16 protein-coding genes are annotated in these 19,552 nt (G+C 70.3%); 4 read left to right on the plus strand and 12 right to left on the minus strand.

Going from position 1 to position 19,552, the window contains the following annotated elements; translation table 11 throughout:
• Positions 1-35: 35 nt before the first annotated feature.
• From lspA to murJ, 4 genes are all read right to left on the minus strand, one after another.
• The gene (gene lspA / locus AAG688_RS12200) at positions 36-533 is read right to left on the minus strand and encodes a signal peptidase II (RefSeq protein ID WP_411832511.1); all 498 of its coding nucleotides are present in this window, start codon (positions 531-533) and stop codon (positions 36-38) included.
• A 176-nt stretch (positions 534-709) separates the two neighbouring features.
• Positions 710-3,541, minus strand: a complete 2,832-nt coding sequence (gene ileS / locus AAG688_RS12205) for an isoleucine--tRNA ligase (RefSeq protein WP_411832512.1) — start codon at positions 3,539-3,541, stop codon at positions 710-712.
• Complete coding sequence (locus AAG688_RS12210) at positions 3,538-4,575, minus strand: bifunctional riboflavin kinase/FAD synthetase (protein WP_411832513.1); 1,038 nt, start codon at positions 4,573-4,575, stop codon at positions 3,538-3,540. Before AAG688_RS12210 ends, ileS begins: the two co-directional genes overlap by 4 nt.
• A 78-nt stretch (positions 4,576-4,653) precedes the next feature.
• Positions 4,654-6,276: a murein biosynthesis integral membrane protein MurJ gene (murJ, locus tag AAG688_RS12215; protein ID WP_411832514.1), complete on the minus strand. Its 1,623-nt coding sequence runs from the start codon at positions 6,274-6,276 to the stop codon at positions 4,654-4,656.
• 107 nt (positions 6,277-6,383) lie between these two features.
• Between murJ and rpsT the strand changes: the two genes are divergently transcribed.
• Positions 6,384-6,656: a 30S ribosomal protein S20 gene (rpsT, locus tag AAG688_RS12220; protein WP_411832516.1), complete on the plus strand. Its 273-nt coding sequence runs from the start codon at positions 6,384-6,386 to the stop codon at positions 6,654-6,656.
• A 181-nt stretch (positions 6,657-6,837) separates the two neighbouring features.
• Here rpsT and obgE read toward each other — a convergent pair whose 3' ends face one another.
• From obgE to rplU, 3 genes are all read right to left on the minus strand, one after another.
• A complete protein-coding gene (gene obgE, locus AAG688_RS12225) occupies positions 6,838-7,902 on the minus strand; it encodes a GTPase ObgE (RefSeq protein WP_411832517.1) in 1,065 nt (354 codons plus the stop codon).
• A 218-nt stretch (positions 7,903-8,120) separates the two neighbouring features.
• Positions 8,121-8,381 carry a 50S ribosomal protein L27 gene (gene rpmA / locus AAG688_RS12230; RefSeq protein WP_411832518.1) on the minus strand — a complete coding sequence of 87 codons (261 nt, stop codon included), beginning with the start codon at positions 8,379-8,381 and terminating at the stop codon, positions 8,121-8,123.
• A gap of 12 nt (positions 8,382-8,393) precedes the next feature.
• Entirely contained in the window at positions 8,394-8,711 is a 318-nt protein-coding gene (gene rplU, locus AAG688_RS12235) for a 50S ribosomal protein L21 (RefSeq protein ID WP_411832519.1), read from the minus strand.
• Positions 8,712-9,079: 368 nt separating this feature from the next.
• Here rplU and uvrA point away from each other — a divergent pair, with 368 nt between their 5' ends.
• Together uvrA and AAG688_RS12245 are read left to right on the plus strand one after the other, a co-directional pair.
• Positions 9,080-12,028: an excinuclease ABC subunit UvrA gene (gene uvrA / locus AAG688_RS12240; protein ID WP_411832520.1), complete on the plus strand. Its 2,949-nt coding sequence runs from the start codon at positions 9,080-9,082 to the stop codon at positions 12,026-12,028.
• Positions 12,025-12,450, plus strand: coding sequence for an acyl-CoA thioesterase (locus AAG688_RS12245; RefSeq protein ID WP_411832521.1), 426 nt, complete (start codon positions 12,025-12,027; stop codon positions 12,448-12,450). Before uvrA ends, AAG688_RS12245 begins: the two co-directional genes overlap by 4 nt.
• Positions 12,451-12,623: 173 nt before the next feature.
• Here AAG688_RS12245 and AAG688_RS12250 read toward each other — a convergent pair whose 3' ends face one another.
• The 3 genes from AAG688_RS12250 to AAG688_RS12260 form a co-directional block, all read right to left on the minus strand.
• The gene (locus AAG688_RS12250) at positions 12,624-13,532 is read right to left on the minus strand and encodes a universal stress protein (RefSeq protein ID WP_411832522.1); all 909 of its coding nucleotides are present in this window, start codon (positions 13,530-13,532) and stop codon (positions 12,624-12,626) included.
• Complete coding sequence (locus tag AAG688_RS12255; RefSeq protein ID WP_411832523.1) at positions 13,529-16,291, minus strand: HAD-IC family P-type ATPase; 2,763 nt, start codon at positions 16,289-16,291, stop codon at positions 13,529-13,531. Before AAG688_RS12255 ends, AAG688_RS12250 begins: the two co-directional genes overlap by 4 nt.
• A 128-nt stretch (positions 16,292-16,419) precedes the next feature.
• Complete coding sequence (locus AAG688_RS12260; protein ID WP_411832524.1) at positions 16,420-16,878, minus strand: copper chaperone PCu(A)C; 459 nt, start codon at positions 16,876-16,878, stop codon at positions 16,420-16,422.
• Positions 16,879-16,913: 35 nt separating this feature from the next.
• On the opposite strand from AAG688_RS12260, the gene AAG688_RS12265 reads away from it, so the two are divergent.
• A complete protein-coding gene (locus AAG688_RS12265; RefSeq protein WP_411832525.1) occupies positions 16,914-17,690 on the plus strand; it encodes an enoyl-CoA hydratase/isomerase family protein in 777 nt (258 codons plus the stop codon).
• Positions 17,691-17,715: 25 nt separating this feature from the next.
• Here the strand turns inward: AAG688_RS12265 and AAG688_RS12270 are convergent, their stop codons facing one another.
• Positions 17,716-18,567 carry a sulfurtransferase gene (locus AAG688_RS12270; protein ID WP_411832526.1) on the minus strand — a complete coding sequence of 284 codons (852 nt, stop codon included), beginning with the start codon at positions 18,565-18,567 and terminating at the stop codon, positions 17,716-17,718.
• Between the two features lie 10 nt (positions 18,568-18,577).
• Positions 18,578-19,375, minus strand: a complete 798-nt coding sequence (locus tag AAG688_RS12275) for an NUDIX hydrolase (RefSeq protein WP_411832527.1) — start codon at positions 19,373-19,375, stop codon at positions 18,578-18,580.
• Positions 19,376-19,552 lie beyond the last annotated feature (177 nt).

Genomic DNA, 19,552 nt, shown 5'->3' on the forward strand with positions numbered 1-19,552 from the left:
TCACGCATGATCCGAGGGGGCTCGGGGCCCCCGGGTCAGGCGGCTTTCTTCCTGCCGTCCAGCACCCCGAACAACGCGATGCCGATGGCGCCGGCGACGATGGCCGAGTCGGCCAGGTTGAACGCAGGCCAGTAGTAATCGCGCCAATGCCACTGGATGAAATCGATCACATGGCCGTGGATCAACCGGTCGATGACATTGCCGAGCGCACCGCCGATCACCAGCGAATACGGCAGCGCCTGCCGCCAGTCGCCGCGCGCCGTGCGCGAGAGCCAGAACCCCAGCAGTCCGCTGATGCCCACCGCCAGCGCGGTGAAGAACCAGACCTGCCAGCCGCCGGCGTTGGCGAGGAAGCTGAACGCCGCGCCGGTGTTGTAGGTGCGGTACCAGTTCCAGAAGCCCTCGATCACCGGGATGGCGGTGTATTCGGGCAGCGAGGACAGCACCCACACCTTGGTCCACTGGTCGAACCCGATGATCGCCGCCGACAGCAGCAGCCAGATCAACGCGTTGGGTTTGGGATGTCGACTCATCGATGGCTACCTCTGTTCCCTTCCCCGGCTGCGGGGGAAGGTGCCCGAAGGGCGGATGGGGGAAAGCGAGTACAGGAACGAAAAGGGTTGCGGGAACTGCCCTCATCCGGCGCTTCGCGCCACCCCCGCCTCCGCGGGGGCAGGCTCTTCTCCCGCAAGCGGGAGAAGGGACGTGCTCAGAACCAGCGGCGATCCTCGCCCGGCCCGTCCACGTTGCCGGCGCAGCGCCCACACAGTTCCGGATGCGAGGCGACCACGCCCACGTCCGCGCGATGGTGCCAGCAGCGCACGCACTTGGGCTTGGCCGTCGGCTGTGCGCTGACGAAGATGTCGTCGGTGCTGGCCGGGGTCACCGTCACGTCGCCGCTGATCAGCAGGAAGCGCAGTTCCTCGCCCAGCGGCTGCCAGCGCGCGGCGGTGACCGCGTCGGCGGCGACGGTGATCTCGGCCTCCAGCGCCGCGCCGATCGCGCCGTTGGCGCGCATCGGCTCCAGCACCTTGGCGACCTGCTCGCGCAGCGCCAGCAGCCTGTCGAAGTCGGCCGCGCTGAGGTCAGCGTCGGCCGGCAACGGCGCCAGCCCGTCGTACCAGGTGGCGAACAGCACGTTGCCCGCGCGCTCGCCCGGCAGGTAGCCCCACAGCTCGTCGGCGGTGAAGCTCAGCACCGGCGCGATCCAGCGCACGAAGCCTTCCGCGATGCGGTACATCGCGCTCTGCGCGCTGCGGCGCCCGCGCGAGTCCTCCGGCATCGTGTACAGGCGGTCCTTGGTCACGTCCAGGTACAGCGAACCCAGGTCGACGCTGCAGAAGTTCAGCAGCGCCTGCACGATCCCGGCGAAGTCATAGCGCGCGTAGGCGGCGGTGATCTTCTCCTGCACCTCCCAGGCGCGGTGCACGATCCAGCGATCCAGCGCGACCATGTCGTCCAGCGGGCGCAGGTCGCGCGCCGGCTCGAAGCCGTGCAGGTTGGCCAGCAGGAAGCGCGCGGTGTTGCGCAGGCGGCGGTAGGCGTCGGCGTTGCGCTTGAGGATCTCCTGCGACAGCGACATCTCGTTGCTGTAGTCGGCCGAGGCGATCCACAGGCGCAGGATGTCCGCGCCGAGCGTCTTCATGATGTCCTGCGGCTCGATGCCGTTGCCGAGCGACTTGGACATCTTGCGGCCGTGCTCGTCGACGGTGAAGCCGTGGGTCAGGCACTGCCGGTACGGCGCCGCCTTGTCGATCGCCACGCCGGTCAGCAGCGAGGACTGGAACCAGCCGCGGTGCTGATCCGAGCCTTCCAGGTACAGGTCGGCAGGCTTGCCCAGCCCGCGCTCCAGCAGCACGCCCTCGTGGGTGACGCCGGAATCGAACCAGACGTCGAGGATGTCGGTGATCTTGTCGTAATCGGCCGCCTCGTCGCCGAGCAGCTCGGCCGCGTCCAGCGTGTACCAGACGTCGACGCCGCCCTGCTCGACGCGATCGGCGACCTGCCGCATCAGTTCGCTGCTGCGCGGGTGCGGCTCGCCGGTCTCGCGGTGCACGAACAGCGCGATCGGCACGCCCCAGGTGCGCTGGCGCGAGATCGTCCAGTCCGGCCGGCCCTCGACCATGCCGGCGATGCGCGCCTTGCCCCACTCCGGATACCAGGTGACCGTGTCGATGGCGGCCAGCGCGTCGGCGCGCAGGCCAGCCTGCTCCATTGAGATGAACCACTGCGGCGTGGCGCGGAAGGCGATCGGCGTCTTGTGCCGCCAGCAGTGCGGGTAGCTGTGCTCCAGCCTGGCGAACGCCAGCAGCGCGCCGCGATCGCGCAGCGCCTCGACGATGACGTCGTTGGCCTTCCAGATGTGCAATCCCGCCAGCGTGACCTCGCCGGCCGGCGGCGTCGACGGCAGGTAGACGCCGCGGCCGTCGACCGGGTTGGTCTGCGCGGCGGTGTAACGATCGAGCAGGCCGTACGCCTTGCCGACCACGTAGTCCTCCTGGCCGTGGCCGGGCGCGGTATGCACCGCGCCGGTGCCGTCCTCGGCCGAGACGTGATCGCCCAGGATCAGCGAGATGTCGCGCTCGGGATAGAACGGATGCGCCAGCTGCAGGTTTTCCAGCGCCTTGCCGGCGGCGCGTCCGTGCACGACGGCCTCGGCCACGCCATAGCGTTGCAGCGCGCGCGCGACCAGCGCGTCGGCCAGCACCAGCCAGCGGCGGCGGCCCGCGTGCGCCGGGCCTTCGACCAGCGCGTATTCCAGATCCGCGCCCAGCGACACCGCCAGCGAGGCCGGCAGCGTCCACGGCGTGGTCGTCCAGATCGGCAGCGCGATGTCGGCGTCGGCGGGCAGTTCGACGCCAAACACGCGCGCGAACGCCTGCGCGTCACGCGCCGCATAGGCCACGTCCACCGCCGGCGAGACCTTGTCGTGGTACTCGATCTCGGCCTCGGCCAGCGCCGAACCGCAGTCGAAGCACCAGTGCACCGGCTTGACGCCGCGGGTCAGGTGGCCGTTGTCGACGATCTTGGCCAGCGCGCGGATCTCGTCGGCCTCGAAGCGGAAGCTCAGCGTCTTGTACGGGTTGTCCCAGTCGCCGATCACGCCCAGGCGCTTGAAGTCCCGGCGCTGGATCTCGATCTGCGACTCGGCGTATTCGCGGCACTTCTGCCGGAACTCGACCGCGTCGAGCTTGACCCCGACCTTGCCGTACTTTTTCTCGATCGCGATCTCGATCGGCAGGCCGTGGCAGTCCCAGCCAGGGATGTACGGCGCGTCGAAGCCGGCCAGGTACTTCGACTTGACGATGATGTCCTTGAGGATCTTGTTGACCGCATGGCCCAGGTGGATCGCACCGTTGGCGTACGGCGGGCCGTCGTGCAGCACGAACAGCGGCCGGCCCTGGGCGTTGGCGCGCAATTGCGCGTACAGGTCCTGCGCCTCCCAGCGCGCCAGCGTGTCCGGCTCGCGCTTGGGCAGATCGCCGCGCATCGGGAAATCGGTCGCCGGCAGGTGGAGGGTGGCTTTGTAGTCCTGGCTCACGGGATCTGTCGTTCCACGGCTGTTTGCATTGAATGATCCGCACAGGGATGTGCGGGCTGTTGCGAAGGATTCGCACTCTGTTCCGCACATGGATGTGCGGGCTCTTGCCCAGGGATGAGCATACTGCGCGCCTGCTCGGCGTCGCGCCGCATCTGTGCGGTCAGCGTCGGCAGATCGGGGAACTTCAGTTCGTCGCGCAGCTTGGCGACGAACTCGACTTCGATGTGGCGCCCGTACAGGTCGCCCTCGAAGTCGAACAGGTGCGCCTCCAGCAGCGGCTCGACGCCATCGACGGTCGGGCGCGTGCCGAAGCTCGACACCGACGGCCACGGACGATCGCCGACGCCGTGCACCCAGGTCGCGTAGATGCCCGACAACGCCGGCTTCTTGGGGAAGCGCAGGTTGGCGGTCGGGAAACCCAGCGTGCGGCCGAGCTGGCGGCCGCGCACCACCCGTCCGCCGATGGCGTAGGGACGGCCGAGCAGGCGCGCTGCGTGATCGAAATCGCCATCGCTCAGCGCCTGGCGGATGCGCGTGCTGGACACGCGCTCGCCCTGCACCTGCACCGGCGCGATCTCGCCGGCGCTGAAGCCGCACTCGCCGCCCAGCCGCTGCAGCAGCGCCAGATCGCCGCCGCGACGGTGGCCGAAACGGAATTCCGGCCCGATCCACACCTCGCGCGCGGCCAGACGGCCGACCAGCAGCCTGCGCACGAACGCCTCGGCATCCAGCGCCGACAGCGCGGCATCGAAACGCAGCAGGCCGACCGTGTCCACGCCCAGTGCGTGCAGCCCCTCGACCTTGCCGCGCGCCAGCGTCAGCCGCGGCGGCGGGTCGCCGGGAGCGAAGAACTCGCGCGGCAGCGGCTCGAAGGTCAGCGCCACCGTCGGCACGCCGCGTTCGCGCGCGCGCGCCACGGCATGCCGCACCAGCGCGCGATGGCCCGCGTGCAGACCGTCGAAGGCGCCGATGCAGACCACGCTTCCCTGCGGGCACAACGGCCCGCCATCGACGTCACGGAACAGCCTGCTCATGGATTCCTGGATGCGAAAGCCGGCCCGGCGGCCGGTCCCTTTGCGGTAATCGGGCAAGTATAGCCGGCGACCCGTCGCTCAATGTCCGCGCAGGTCGCGGGGCCGGATGCCCTGCAGCCACAGCAGCGCGCCATAGACCGCCCCGCCCGCGCCGACCATCACCGCCAGCCGCCAGCCGCGCTGCCACCACGCCCACGGCGTCCACTCCGGCCAGTACCAGCGCAGCGCCACGACCACCCCGGCCATCAGCAGCGTCGCCAGGCCGACCTGGCGCAGGAACCGGCCCCAGCCCGGTTGCCGACGGTAGACGCCGGCATGGCGTAGGTACCACGCCAGCTGCGCCGCGTTGACCCAGCCGGCGATGGCGATGGCCAGCGCCAGCAGCGCGTGGCCGCCGCCGTCCATCGCCTTCAGGGCCGCGCGCACGTCGCCGCCCGAGGCCGCCCACGCCTCGCGCCCCGCCTCGGTGAGCCACAGCAGGCCGGCGAAGAACAGCACGATGCACAGCGCGTTGACCGCCACCGACACCACCGCCGCCTTGACCGGCGTGCGCGTGTCCTGGCGCGAATAGAACGCCGGCGCCAGCACCTTGACCAGCAGGAAGGCCGGCACCGCGGTGGACTGGGCGATCAGGCTCCAGCTGCTCATCCGCATGTCGGTCTCGCCGAACTCGCCGTACTGGAACAGCGTCGCCAGCAGCGGCTGCGCGCACAGGATCAGGCCGGCGCAGGCCGGCAGGCCGATCAGCAGGCACAGCCGGAAACCCCAGTCCAGGCCCTTCGAAAAGCCTTCCGGATCGGTGGCCGCGTGGCGGCCGGACAGGTGCGGCAGGATCACCGTGCCGATCGCCACGCCGAACATGCCCAGCGGGAATTCCAGCAGCCGATCGCTGTAGTACAGCCAGGTCATGCTGCCGCCGATCAGCATCGAGGCCGCCATCGTGTTGAACAGCAGGTTGAACTGCACCACCGACGAGCCGAACAGGGTCGGCACCATCAGCGTCATGATCCGGCGCACGCCGGCATGGGCCAGGTCCAGCCGCGGCCGCGGCAGCAGGCCCAGCCGGGCCAGCGCGGGCAACTGGAAGCCCAGTTGCAGGATGCCGGCGGCGAACACGCCCCAGGCCAGCACCTTGACCGAGCCGCCGAACCATTCGCCCGCCACCAGCGCCGCCGAGATCATCGCCAGGTTCATCAGCACCGGCGACAGTGCCGGGATGGCGAAGCGCTGGTAGCTGTTGAGGATGCCGCCGGCCAGCGAAGCCAGCGAGATGAACAGCGCGTACGGGAAGGTGATGCGCAGCATCTCCACGAACAGCGCGGCGCTCTCGCCGCCCGGCTCGAAGCCCGGCACGATGACCCGCGCCAGCCACGGCGCCAGCAGCAGGAAGCCGGCAGTCACCACCAGCAGCGCGGCCATCAGCGCGCCGGTGACCCGGTCCACCAGTTCCCGTACCGCCTCCTGGCCGTGCTTCTGCTTGTACTCGGCCAGCACCGGCACGAAGGCCATCGAGAACGAGCCCTCGGCCGAGAGCCGGCGCATGAAGTTGGGGATGCGGAAGGCGGCGATGAAGGCGTCCATCGCCGGGTTGGCGCCGAACACCGTCGCGTAGACCTGGTCGCGGACCAGCCCGGACACCCGCGAGATGAAGGTCATCGCGCTGAACACCGTGGTCGAGCGCAGCAGCCGGCCCCCGCTCACGCCCGCGCCTCCCGCCCGGGGCCGGAGTTGACGCAACTGCCTGAATAGTCCATACTTTCCTGTCTAATTCCCGCCATTCCATTCATCCCGATTTCCAGGAACCCACCGTGGCCAATATCAAGTCCGCCAAGAAGCGCGCCAAGCAGACCGTCGTGCGCAACGCGCGCAACGCCGGCCAGCGCTCGATGCTGCGCACCGCCGTCAAGAAAGTGCTCAAGGCGCTCGACGCCAATGACGCCGCCGGCGCCCAGGCTGCCTTCGCCGTCGCCCAGCCGATTCTGGACCGCTACAGCTCGCGCGGTCTGATCCACAAGAACAAGGCCGCCCGCCACAAGAGCCGCCTGACCGCCCGCATCAAGGCCCTGCAGGCCGCCGCCTGACCAGGCGGGATTGACGGGAAAGCCAGAAAACCCGGCTCCGGCCGGGTTTTTTGTGGGCGTGTTTTCGGGGCAGGAAGCCTCTGTGCGGGCAATCACGCCGGACGCGCGCCCGGCCCAGGCAGTGTTCGCCCAACGCTTCCCGGGCGCTCCAGCAGCCACGGCATCCACCTTCGCGGATGCCTCAGTACGCATCCGCGTCCTGCCCCGCCTCCTCGCGCTGGCGGTCGAACCACGCCATCACGTCCTGCATGATCGGCCAGGTGCCCTCGCGCGAGATCGCCGAGACCAGGTACCAGGGCTGGGTCCAGCCCAGTTCGGCGACGATGGCCTGCGCGCGCTCGCGCGCCTCGTCCTCGAACATCAGGTCGGCCTTGTTGAGCACCAGCCAGCGCGGCTTGTCCAGCAGGCTGGCGTCGTGGCGCGCCAGTTCGCGCTCGATCGCGCGCACCTGCTCGGCCGGCGACACGACCACGCCGGTGTCGGCGTATTCCTCCGATACCGGCGCCATGTCCACCAGGTGCAGCAGCAAGCGGGTGCGCTGCAGGTGGCGCAGGAACTGCGCGCCCAATCCCGCGCCGTCGGCGGCGCCCTCGATCAAGCCGGGGATGTCGGCGATGACGAAGCTGCGGTGCGCCTCGACGCTGACCACGCCCAGGTTGGGATACAGCGTGGTGAACGGATAGTCGGCGACCTTGGGCGTGGCCGCGGACACCGCGCGGATGAAAGTGCTCTTGCCGGCGTTGGGGAAGCCGAGCAGGCCGACGTCGGCCAAGAGCTTGAGTTCGAGCTTGAGCAGGCGCTCCTCGCCTTCCTCGCCCGGCGTGGCCTTGCGCGGCGCGCGGGTGATCGAGCTCTTGAAGTGCATGTTGCCCAGGCCACCCTTGCCGCCCTTGGCCACCAGCAGGCGGTCGCCGTGGGTGGTCAGGTCGCCGATGACCTCGTCTGTGCCGATGTTGGTGACCACGGTGCCGACCGGCACGGTGATGGTCAGGTCCTCGCCGGCCTTGCCGTACATCTGCCGGCCCATGCCGTTCTCGCCGCGCTGGGCGCGGAACTGCTTCTGGTGGCGGAAATCGACCAGCGTGTTGAGGTTCTCGTCGGCCTGCAGCCAGACGCTGCCGCCGCTGCCGCCGTCGCCGCCGTCCGGCCCGCCCAGCGGGATGAACTTCTCGCGCCGGAAGCCCACGCAGCCGTTGCCGCCGTTGCCGGCGATGACCTGGATTTCAGCTTCGTCTACGAGTTTCATGGCGGTGCCGGGAATGGGGAATCGGGAATGGGGAATCGGAAAAGCGCGACCGGCGATCGGAATCGGAACAGTCTACCGGGTGCCACGCTGGAGTACGGGAAAGAAAGAATAAGGACGCTGTTTCCATTCCCTATTCTCCATTCCCGATTCCCGGCCTTCCCCAACGAAAAACCCCGCCGAAGCGGGGCTTTCCGGATGTCGCGCGGACCAGGGAAGGCTTACGCCTCCGCCACCACGCTGACGGTGCGGCGCTTCTTCGGGCCCTTGATCGAGAACTCGACCTTGCCGTCGACCAGCGCGAACAGCGTGTGGTCGCGGCCCAGGCCGACGCCGCTGCCCGGGTGGAACTGGGTGCCGCGCTGGCGGACGATGATGTTGCCGGCGTCGATCGCCTGGCCGCCATACACCTTCACGCCCAGCATCTTCGGGTTGGAGTCGCGGCCGTTGCGGGTCGAACCACCAGCTTTTTTGTGTGCCATGACGGCTTCTCCTTACTTGCTGCCACCGGCGATGCCGGTGATCTCGATTTCGGTGTAGTGCTGCCGGTGACCCTGACGCTTCATGTGGTGCTTGCGGCGGCGGAACTTGATGATGCGGACCTTGTCGGCGCGGCCGTGGCCGACGACCTTGGCGGTGACGGTGGCGCCCTTGAGCGCGTCGCCGACCTTGATGCCGTCGGCATCGCCCAGCATCAGGATGTTGTCGAACGTGACCTCGTTGCCGGCCTCGGCCTCGAGCTTCTCGACGCGGAGCGTTTCGCCCTGCGTCACGCGGTATTGCTTACCGCCGGTGACCACGACTGCGTACATTGGTGTGCCTCTTCTGTAGTTATTCTCTTGAACCTGCCGCCATCGAGGGCGGACAGGAGCGGAATTGTAAGGCTTTCAGCGGGTTAGGGTCAACCATCCCCCGGATTGCCCGCAACCTCGGCATCCCTGCCCGCGGCCGGCGTGCCGGCGCTTGGGCGCCAGGCTGCCGCCCGGCCGGCCCATGCCTCTTTCACGGGACTGAATCGCAACCGCCGAGACTGCGCCAACCCATGCTGGCGCGGCTTCGGTTGCGGGTATTTGCCCCCATCCAGGTGAATCGCTACGCTGGGCGATTCGCCGGCGCGGCTTGCCCTGGCGCCCGGCGAACGGCGCATCCTCCCCTTTCCTGAACAGGCCACCCCCACGGCATGGACAGCATCCGCATCCGCGGCGCCCGCACCCACAACCTCAAGAACATCGACCTCGATCTGCCGCGCGACAAGCTGATCGTGATCACCGGCCTGTCCGGCTCGGGCAAGTCGTCGCTGGCCTTCGACACCATCTACGCCGAGGGCCAGCGCCGCTACGTCGAGTCGCTGTCGGCCTACGCCCGGCAGTTCCTGTCGGTGATGGAGAAGCCCGACGTCGACCACATCGAGGGCCTGTCGCCGGCCATCTCGATCGAGCAGAAATCCACCAGCCACAACCCGCGCTCGACGGTCGGCACGATCACCGAGATCTACGACTACCTGCGCCTGCTGTACGCGCGCGTGGGCACGCCGCGCTGCCCCGACCACGGCTACCCGCTGGAGGCGCAGACGGTCAGCCAGATGGTCGACCAGGTGCTGGCGCTGGGCGCGATCGAGGCCGGCCGCGAGCAGCGCTACATGCTGCTGGCGCCGGTCATCCGCGAGCGCAAGGGCGAGCACGCGCAGGTGTTCGACCAGCTGCGCGCGCAGGGCTTCGTGCGCGTGCGGGTGGACGGCCAGTTGCACGAGATCGACGCGGTGCCGCCGCTGGCGCTGCGGGTCAAGCACACCATCGAGGCGGTCATCGACCGCTTCAAGCCGCGCGAGGAGATCAAGCAGCGCCTGGCCGAGAGCTTCGAGACCGCGCTCAAGCTCGGCGACGGCATGGCCTCGGTGATGCCGCTGGACGAGCCGGACGCCGCGCCGCTGCTGTTCTCGTCCAAGTATTCCTGCCCGGTCTGCGACTATTCGCTGCCGGAGCTGGAGCCGCGGCTGTTCTCCTTCAACTCGCCGGTCGGCGCCTGCCCGAGCTGCGACGGCCTGGGCGTGGCGCAGTTCTTCGATCCGGAACGCGTGGTCGTGCATCCGGAGCTGTCGCTGGCGGCCGGCGCGGTGCGCGGCTGGGACCGCCGCAACGCCTACTACTTCCAGCTGATCGCCTCGCTGGCCCGGCACTACCGCTTCGACGTCGATGCGCCGTGGCAGTCGCTGCCGGAAAAGAGCCGGCAGGCGGTGCTGTACGGCAGCGGCGACGAAGTCATCACCTTCAGCTACCTCACCGAGGCCGGCGGGCGCACCCAGCGCAAGCACCGCTTCGAGGGCATCGTGCCGAACCTGGAGCGCCGCTACCGCGAGACCGAATCGCCGGCGGTGCGCGAGGAGCTGGCCAAGTACATCAGCGACAGGCCCTGCCCCGAGTGCGAGGGCGCGCGCCTGAACAAGGCCGCGCGCAACGTGTTCGTCGCCGACCGCGCGCTGTCCGAACTGGTGGTGCTGCCGGTGGACGGCGCGCTGGCGTTCTTCCGCGAGCTGTCGCTGCCGGGCTGGCGCGGCGAGATCGCGACCAAGATCATCAAGGAGATCGCCGAGCGGCTGGGCTTCCTGGTCGACGTCGGCCTGGACTACCTGACCCTGGAGCGCAAGGCCGACACGCTGTCCGGCGGCGAAGCGCAGCGCATCCGCCTGGCCTCGCAGATCGGCGCCGGCCTGGTTGGCGTGATGTACGTGCTCGACGAGCCGTCCATCGGCCTGCACCAGCGCGACAACGAGCGCCTGCTCGGCACGTTGACGCGGCTGCGCGATCTCGGCAACACGGTGATCGTGGTCGAGCACGACGAGGACGCGATCCGCGCGGCCGACTACATCCTCGACATCGGGCCGGGCGCGGGCGTGCACGGCGGCGAGATCGTCGGCGAGGGCCAGCTGGCCGACATCCTGAAGGCGCCGCGCTCGCTGACCGGCCAGTACCTGTCCGGCAAGCGCGGCATCGAGGTGCCGAAGGCGCGCCACAAGCCCAACCCGAAGATGACGCTGCACCTGCGCGGCGCCACCGGCAACAACCTGAAGAACGTCGATCTGGAGATCGCCTCGGGCCTGCTCACCTGCATCACCGGCGTGTCCGGCTCGGGCAAGTCCACGCTGATCAACGACACCCTGTACGCGCTGGCCGCCAACGAGATCAACGGCGCCTCGCACAAGCCGGCGCCGTACCGCGAGGTCGAGGGCCTGGACCTGTTCGACAAGGTCGTGGACATCGACCAGTCGCCGATCGGCCGCACGCCGCGCTCCAACCCGGCCACCTACACCGGCCTGTTCACGCCGCTGCGCGAGCTGTACGCGCAGGTGCCGGAGGCGCGCGCGCGCGGCTACTCGCCGGGGCGCTTCTCCTTCAACGTGCGCGGCGGCCGCTGCGAGGCCTGCCAGGGCGACGGCCTGATCAAGGTCGAGATGCACTTCCTCCCCGATGTGTACGTGCCCTGCGACGTCTGCCACGGCAAGCGCTACAACCGCGAGACGCTGGAGATCCTCTACAAGGGCTTCAACATCAACGACGTGCTGGAGATGACGGTCGAGGACGCGCTGAAGCTGTTCGAGCCGGTGCCGGCCATCGCGCGCAAGCTGGAGACGCTGATGGACGTGGGCCTGAGCTACATCAAGCTCGGCCAGAGCGCGACCACGCTGTCCGGCGGCGAGGCCCAGCGGGTCAAGCTGTCCAAGGAGCTGTCGCGGCGCGACACCGGCCGCACGCTGTACATCCTCGACGAGCCGACCACCGGTTTGCACTTCCACGACATCGAGCACCTGCTGGCGGTGCTGCACAAGCTGCGCGACGACGGCAACACCATCGTCGTCATCGAGCACAACCTGGACGTGATCAAGACCGCCGACTGGGTGGTGGACCTGGGCCCGGAAGGCGGCCATCGCGGCGGCCAGATCCTCGCCACCGGCACGCCGGAGGACATCGCCGCCAATCCGGCCTCGCACACCGGCCGCTTCCTGTCCAAGCTGCTGCCGGCGTCGAAGGCGCCCAAGGCCAGCAAGCCGGCCGCCGTCGCCAGGCCCGACGTGCTGCCGCCGCGCAAGTCCGCCAGCAAGAAGGCCACCACCAAGAAGAAGACCGCACGATGAGCGCGAACGATCACGACGACGCCTCCCGCAGGCTGCTGGCGCGCGTGCCGATCAGCGTGCGCTGGCGCGACATGGACAGCATGGGCCACGTCAACAACGCCAAGTATGTCTCCTACCTGGAGGAGGCGCGCGTGCGCTGGCTGCTGGGCGTGCCCGGCGTGTCGATGAGCGACCGCATCGCGCCGGTGGTGGCGGCGACCAACGTCAACTACCGCGCGCCGATCGTCTGGCCCAACGACATCGTGGTGGAGCTGTTCGTCGAGCGGCTCGGCAACAGCAGCGTCACCATCGGCCACCGCATCGTCGATCAGAAGGACGAGGCGCTGCTGTACTCGGACGGCAACGTGGTGGTCGTGTGGATGGACACCCAGACCGGCCGCAGCGCGCAGCTGCCGGACGCGATCCGCGAAGCCTCTGCCTGAGCCATACGATGCCTGCGCCGGAGCCGAGCAAGCTCGGCTCTACAGATCCTCACCTGTAGAGCGGAGCTTGCTCCGCTTCCTGCAAGGGTGGAAGTCGCGATGTCCCTGCCCGACCAGACATGCGTCTGCTGAAAACCGCGGGGACGACGGCGAAAACATCCGAATCGAACGCCCTAGCGCCCCCCGGCGTGGGGATCGCGGACGATCAGCGTGTCGATCGGCGCCAGTTCGAGGATGCGCCGGGCCACGCTGCCGATGACGATGTCGTACAGCGCGCTGCGGCCGTGGCTGCCCAGCACGACCAGGTCGGTCGGGTACTGGCGCGCGTACAGCCGCGCCAGGTAGGCCGGATCGCCGTGCTCGATCACCGTGCGCACCGGCTTGTCGGAGGCCGGCAGGCGGACCTGCGCGAGGAAGCGCTCGCTCTCCTGCCGGGCCTGCGCGTCGGCCTGGGCGATGGATGCGTCGCGGCCGCTGTCGCGCAGCCCCAGGTAGGGCACGTCGAAGCCGTGCAGCAGCGTCAGCGCAGCGTCCGGGAACATCGCCGCGGCGGTCTCCATCGCGTGGCGCGAGGAGTCGGAGAAATCGCTGGCCGCCAGCAGGTTGCGGTAGGACTGGCGCGCGCGCTGGCGCACCGCCAGCACCGGCTGCGGCGAATGCCGCGCCAGCCATTCCACCGTCGAGCCCAGCGCCACCCGGCCGAGGATCTCGTGGCGGGCCACGCCGGTGACGATCAGCTCGCAGCCTTCGGCCTGCGCCACCTGCAGGATCTTCTCGCCGACCTCGCCTTCCTCCACCCGCGTGGCGATCTCCACGCCGGCGGCGGCGGCGTCCTCGCGCAGATGCCGTTCGGCGGCGTCGGCCGGGTCCTGCGCGCGGTACCACGCCAGCAGCCGGCGGCCGGCCAGGATGTCCTGCATCTGCACGGCATCCGGATCGACCACGGTCAGCGCCACCAGCCGCGCGTTCCAGCGCTGCGCCAGCAGCAGGGCGCGATCCAGCGCGCGATCGCTGCGCGGCCCCAGGTCGGTCGCCAGCAGGATGGCGCGCGGAACGGCGGGCGTGGTTGGGAATTCGCTCATGTCCTGGCTTCCTTCGTCTTGATGTCGGCGGCGCCGTCGGCGCGCAGTTCCTCGAACAGGTCCAGCCGGCGCAGCAGGGTCTTCTCCGCCTCCAGCAGGACCATCACCGCCACGCCGATCAGCACGATGACCACGCCATCGGCGAACGCCACCGGGCGGGTGTCGAACCAGTGGTTCATCCACGGCGCGTAGGTGAACAGCAGCTGCGCCGCCACCACGCCGGCGATCGCCCACAGCACCGCCGGCGTGCCGCGCAGGCCGCGCAGGGTGAACGAGGTCGTGTGCAGGTAGCGCACGTTGAACAGGTAGAAGATCTCCATCACGCACAGGGTGTTGACCACCATCGTGCGCGCGGCCTCCACGCCCAGCCCGCGCTGCATCGCCCAGGCGAACACGCCGAACGCGCCGAGGGTGAACAGCACCGACACCAGCACGATCCGCCACAGCATGAAGGGCGAGACCAGCAGCGCGTCGGGACGCCGCGGCGGCCGCCGCATCACCCCCGGCTCCGGCGGCTCGAAGGCCAGCACCAGCCCCAGGGTGACGGTCAGGATCATGTTGACCCACAGGATCTGCGGCGGCGTCATCGGCAGGGTCAGGCCGAACGCCAGCGCCGCGACGATCGCCAGCACCTCGCCGCCGTTGGTCGGCAGCGTCCACGCCACCACCTTGCGGATGTTGTCGTAGACGGTGCGCCCCTCGTGCACGGCCGCGGCGATGGAGGCGAAGTTGTCGTCCGACAGCACCATCTCGGCCGCCTCCTTGGCCGCCTCGGTGCCCTTGCGGCCCATCGCGATGCCGACGTCGGCCTGCTTCAGCGAGGGCGCGTCGTTGACGCCGTCGCCGGTCATCGCCACCACCGCGCCGCGCGACTGCAGCGCGCGCACCACCCGCAGCTTGTGCTCGGGGCTGGCGCGGGCGAACACGTCGGCCTTTTCCGCCAGCGCCGGCAGCGCCTCGTCGGGCACGCCGTCCAGGTCGGCGCCGGCGACCACGACCGGCGCGTCGGCCAGGCCCAGCCGCTGCGCGATGGCGGCGGCGGTGGCGGCGTGGTCGCCGGTGATCATCTTCACCGCGATGCCGGCGCTGTGGCATTCGGCCACCGCCGCCATCGCCTCCTCGCGCGGCGGGTCGATGAAGCCGACCACGCCGAGGAACACCAGGTCCGACACGTCCGCGAAACCCAGCCGTGCCGGCGCGCGCGGCAGCCGCCGCATCGCGAAGCCGAGCACGCGCTCGCCCTGCGCGGCGGCGTCCGCGATGGCCGCCTCCCAGTACGCGCGATCCAGCGGCTCCACGCCGCCGTCGACGCTCCACTGGCGCGGGCTCAGCGCCATCACCTGCTCGGGCGCGCCCTTGACGAACAGTTCACCCTCGGCGCCGCCGACGCGGTGCAGCGTGGCCATGTAGCGGTAGCTCGCGTCGAACGGTATCGCGTCCACGCGCGGGCGATCGGCCTGGCCACTGTCCGGTTCCAGACCTGCCTTGAGCGCCAGCGCCAGCAGCGCGCCCTCCATCGGATCGCCATCGACCGTCCACTGCCCGTCGCGCTCGCGCAGGTGCGCGTCGTTGCACAGCAAGCCGCACAGGATGAGCTGGCGCGCGGCGGCGTCGGGCTCTGCGTCGCCCTTGTCCGTGCTCAGCACGCCGGCCGGCGCATAGCCCGCGCCGGAGGCCAGGGTCGTGCCGGCGGCGGTGACCACGCGCCGCGCGGTCATCTCGTTGCGGGTCAGCGTGCCGGTCTTGTCCGAGCAGATCACCGAGGTCGCGCCCAGCGTCTCCACCGCCGGCAACCGGCGCACGATGGCGTGGCGCGCGGCCATCCGGCGCACGCCGATGGCCAGGGTGATGGTGATGACCGCCGGCAGGCCTTCCGGCACCACGCTGACCGCCAGCGCCACCACCACCATCAGCGCGTCCAGCCAGGCGTAGCCGCGCAGCGCGATGGCGAACACGAACAGCACCGCCGCCGCCGCGATCGCCAGCGCGGTGAAGCGGCGACCGAAGGCGTTGATCTGGCGCAGCAGCGGCGTGGTCAGTGTCTGCACCGAGCCGAGCAGCGCGTTGATGTGGCCCATCTCGGTGGCCGCGCCGGTCGCGGTGACGACGCCGCTGGCCTGCCCCGAGGCGACCAGCGTGCCCGAGTACGCCATCGACAGGCGATCGCCCAGCGCCGCGTCGGCGGCGACCGCCGCCTCGGTCTTCTCGGCGGCGACCGACTCGCCGGTCAGGATCGCCTCGTCCACCAGCAGGCCGCGCGCGTGCAGCAGGCGCAGGTCGGCCGGCACGCGGTCGCCGGCCTCCAGCAGCACGATGTCGCCCGGCACCAGCTCGCCGACCGGCAGCACGCGCCGGGCGCCGTCGCGCAGCACCCGCGCACTCGGCGCCAGCAGCGCCTGCAACGCGGCCAGCGCCTGCTCGGCGCGGCCTTCCTGCACGAACCCGACCACCGCGTTGACCAGCACCACGGCGACGATGACGACCGCATCCACGGTATGCCCCAGCAGCGCGGACAGCACCGCAGCCGACAGCAGGAACAGGATCAGCGCGTTGTTGAACTGCTCGAGCAGCCGCCGCAGCGGCGAGCGCTTCGGCGGCGGCGGCAGTTCGTTGCGTCCATGCTGGCGCAGGCGCTGCGATGCCTCGGCTTCCTGCAGTCCCTGTTCGGTGGCGCGCAGCGCCTGCAGGGCCTGCGCCCCCTCCATCGCATGCCACGCGGGCGCGCCGCCGTCGCGCGACGGCAGGTTCGCATCCGTCATCGTTCGCCTCGTTGCTGTGCCGGATGGTTCAACATAACCCGGAATGCGCGCGAACGCCGTTGATGTCGATCAATGGGGGACCGGGGCCGCGGTCCCGATGCCCGCATCCGTGCGTGCGTGGATGCGGCTCAGCGTGCCGGCGCGGGCCGCGATGGCGGGCGCACCTGCAGGTCCGCGCCGATGCTGCGGCCATCGGCCAGGGTCAGCACCACCGGCACGCGCTGGCCTTCGGCGAGGGCCGCCTGCGGGCGGTACAGCATCAGGTGCAGGCCGCCCGGCGCCAGTTCGATCGACTTGCCCGGCGCGATGTCCAGGCGCTCGACCTCGCGCATGCGGTTGACGCCGTCGACCTCGCGGGTCTCGTGGATCGACACCTCGGCGAAGGACGGGCTGCTGGCGGCGACGATGGCGATCGGCGCGTCGCACGGGTTCTCGATGCGCATGAAGCCGGCCATCATCGGCATCGCCACCGGCGGCGGCCGCACCCAGCCCTGCTCGATGCGCGGCAGGCATTCGGCCGCGGAAAGGGCCGGCGCGCACAGCAGCAGCGCCGATGGCAGGAAGGCACGCGGTGTGAATCGTTTCATGGGCATATCATAGGTCGTCCCGCAGGAGAAACCGAATGAGCCCCCTGGTAGAGATCCGAGATCACGGCGATATCCGCGAAATCCGCCTTGCGCGGCCGCCCGTCAACGCGCTGGACACCGATCTGTGCCGCGCGCTGATCGGCGCGCTCGGCCAGGCGCTGGGCGATGGCGTGCGCGGCATCGTGCTGGCGGGCAACGAGCGGATCTTCTCCGCCGGGCTGGACGTGCCCCACCTGCTCTCGCACGGCGACGACCGCGCCGCGCTGCTGGACAGCTGGCAGGCATTCTTCGGCGCGGCGCGCGCGCTGGCCGAATCGCGGGTGCCGGTGGTGGCCGCGATCACCGGCCATGCGCCGGCCGGCGGCTGCGTGCTGGCGCTGTGCTGCGACTACCGGGTGATGGCGCGCAGCAGCGATCCGGCGCGGCCGTTCGCCATCGGCCTCAACGAGACGCAGGTGGGATTGAGCGTGCCCGAGGGCATCCAGCGCCTGCTGCGCCGCGTGGTCGGCAACTACCGCGCCGAGCGGCTGGTGGTGGCGGGGGAAATGGTGCCGGCCGAGCGCGCGCTGGAGATCGGCCTGGTCGACGAGCTGGTCGATCAGGCCGACGTCGCCGCCCGCGCCCTGGCCTGGCTGCAGGCGCTGCTGGCCCTGCCGCAGCAGCCGATGCTGCTGACCCGTGCGCTGGCGCGCCGCGACGTGCTGGAAGCGATGTCGCCGGAACTGATCCAGATCGAGCGTTTCGTCGACAACTGGTATTCGCACGACACCCAGGCCGCGCTGCAGGCATTGATGGCCCGCTTGCAGAAGTGAGGCCGCGCGCGCAGGCGCCTGCGGCTCAGGCGCCCTGCGCCACCGGCCGCGCCGGATCGCTGATCCAGCCGCTCCACGAGCCCGCGTAGACACGCGCGCCGTGCAGGCCGGCATGCTCGAAGGCGAGCAGCAGGTGGCAGGCGGTGACGCCGGAACCGCACATCAGCACCACGTCCTCGGGATGGCGGCCGGCCAACGCCGGCAACAGCCGCTGGCGCAGCGTTTCGCCCGGCAGGTAGCGGCCATCGCGCAGCTGCAGGGCGAACGGCAGGTTGATCGCGCCGGGCACGTGGCCGGCGACCGGGTCGATCGGCTCGGCCTCGCCGCGGAAGCGCTCCGGCGCGCGCGCGTCGAACAGCCAGCCGCTGTCCTCGTCCAGGCGTTCCAGGATCTGCGCGGCGGTGGCGATGCGGTGCTCGTCGAAACGGCCCGGGTACGGTGCCCGCGCCGCCACTTCGGGCACTTCGGAGGTTTCCGGGAAACCGCGCCCGCGCCAGGCGGCAAGGCCGCCATCGAGCACGGCCACGCGTGCATGGCCGATCAGCTTCAGCAGCCACCAGGCGCGCGCGGCCGCCATGCTGCCGTCGCCGGCGTCGTACACCACCACCTGGTGGTCCGGGGCGATGCCCCACTGCCCCAAGCGGTGCGCGAACGCCTCGGCGTCGGGCAGCGGGTGCCGGCCCTGCCCCTGCTTGCGCAGATCGGACAGGTCTTCGTTCAGATCGACGTGGAGCGCGCCGGGCAGGTGCGACTGCAGGTAGTCGCGGCGGCCGGCGGCCGGATCCATCAGCGCGAAACGCGCGTCCAGCAGCCGCAATCCGGCCTCGCCGAGATGGGCGGACAGGGTTTCCGGCGATACCAGCGTGGTCCAGTGCATCGGCGTGATCTCATTGGCCCAGCAGTCGCTGGCGCAGGTTGAACAGGATGGCCGCGGTGGCGCCCCAGATGCGCTGGCCGGGCCAGCCGTATTCCAGCACGACGCGCGGGCGGCCGCGATAGTCCATCGTGACCCGGCGCAGGCTGTCCGGCGCCATCAGGTAGTCCAGCGGCACCTCGAACACGTCGGCGACCTCGCCCGGGTCCGGCCGGGCGACGTAGTCCGGGTCGATGGCCGCCACCACCGGCACCACGCGGAAGCCGCTGATGGTCACGAACGGGTCCAGGAAACCCAGCGGCGCGATCTGTTCGGGGCGCAGCGCGATCTCCTCGCCGCTCTCGCGCAGCGCGGCGGCGATCACGCCGGCGTCGGTGGGCTCGATGCGGCCGCCCGGGAAGCTGACCTGCCCGCCATGATGGCGCAGCCCGTCGGTGCGCCGGGTCAGCAGCACCTGGGTGCCGGAAGCGCGCGGCACCAGCCCGGCCAGCACCGCCGCCTGCGCCAGTTCGCCGGGCGGCAGCAGGTCGGCCAGTTCGTCTTGGTTCCAGCCGGAACCGGGCGGCGGGCGATCCAGCGGATGCAGGCCGGCCTGCAGGCGCCGGCGTTCCGGCAGGCGCTGGGCAAAGTCGTGCCGCCGTTCGCGCCGGGGCAGCACGGTTTCCATGATGTGCAGGCGTTCGTCGTCGTCCATCCGCGACCAACTTGCGATTTCCGCGCCGGTGCGCAGGCAACCGTCGCACAGGCCATCCTCCCCCAATGTGCAGACGCCGGTGCAGGGACTCAACACGGCGCGGAAAGCGGGATTCATGTTCTCTGGCACCCCGGGAGATTAGCGCGAACGGGTGCACCGTTCCGTAAACGACTGCGCCGGCACAGGGCCGGCGCGGTCGGTTGAAGCGATGGTGGAGGTGCTTGGATCCGCTCATGCCAAGAAAAAAGCAAAAGCTTCAAGACACTGGACCCCCGCCCTCGCGGGGGTGACGCA

Origin of the sequence: Pseudoxanthomonas mexicana (assembly GCF_046736355.1) — a bacterium.
GTDB lineage: Bacteria > Pseudomonadota > Gammaproteobacteria > Xanthomonadales > Xanthomonadaceae > Pseudoxanthomonas_A > Pseudoxanthomonas_A mexicana_B.

What these genes read in the sequence shown, in the direction of transcription:
- rplU (WP_411832519.1), bottom strand. Translation starts at nt 8,711, where the DNA reads ATGTACGCAGTCGTGGTCACCGGCGGTAAGCAATACCGCGTGACGCAG.
- AAG688_RS12270 (WP_411832526.1), bottom strand. Translation starts at nt 18,567, where the DNA reads ATGCACTGGACCACGCTGGTATCGCCGGAAACCCTGTCCGCCCATCTC.
- obgE (WP_411832517.1), bottom strand. Translation starts at nt 7,902, where the DNA reads ATGAAACTCGTAGACGAAGCTGAAATCCAGGTCATCGCCGGCAACGGC.
- AAG688_RS12255 (WP_411832523.1), bottom strand. Translation starts at nt 16,291, where the DNA reads ATGACGGATGCGAACCTGCCGTCGCGCGACGGCGGCGCGCCCGCGTGG.
- uvrA (WP_411832520.1), top strand. Translation starts at nt 9,080, where the DNA reads ATGGACAGCATCCGCATCCGCGGCGCCCGCACCCACAACCTCAAGAAC.
- AAG688_RS12210 (WP_411832513.1), bottom strand. Translation starts at nt 4,575, where the DNA reads ATGAGCAGGCTGTTCCGTGACGTCGATGGCGGGCCGTTGTGCCCGCAG.
- AAG688_RS12250 (WP_411832522.1), bottom strand. Translation starts at nt 13,532, where the DNA reads ATGAGCGAATTCCCAACCACGCCCGCCGTTCCGCGCGCCATCCTGCTG.
- lspA (WP_411832511.1), bottom strand. Translation starts at nt 533, where the DNA reads ATGAGTCGACATCCCAAACCCAACGCGTTGATCTGGCTGCTGCTGTCG.
- AAG688_RS12260 (WP_411832524.1), bottom strand. Translation starts at nt 16,878, where the DNA reads ATGAAACGATTCACACCGCGTGCCTTCCTGCCATCGGCGCTGCTGCTG.
- AAG688_RS12265 (WP_411832525.1), top strand. Translation starts at nt 16,914, where the DNA reads ATGAGCCCCCTGGTAGAGATCCGAGATCACGGCGATATCCGCGAAATC.
- rpmA (WP_411832518.1), bottom strand. Translation starts at nt 8,381, where the DNA reads ATGGCACACAAAAAAGCTGGTGGTTCGACCCGCAACGGCCGCGACTCC.
- AAG688_RS12245 (WP_411832521.1), top strand. Translation starts at nt 12,025, where the DNA reads ATGAGCGCGAACGATCACGACGACGCCTCCCGCAGGCTGCTGGCGCGC.
- AAG688_RS12275 (WP_411832527.1), bottom strand. Translation starts at nt 19,375, where the DNA reads ATGAATCCCGCTTTCCGCGCCGTGTTGAGTCCCTGCACCGGCGTCTGC.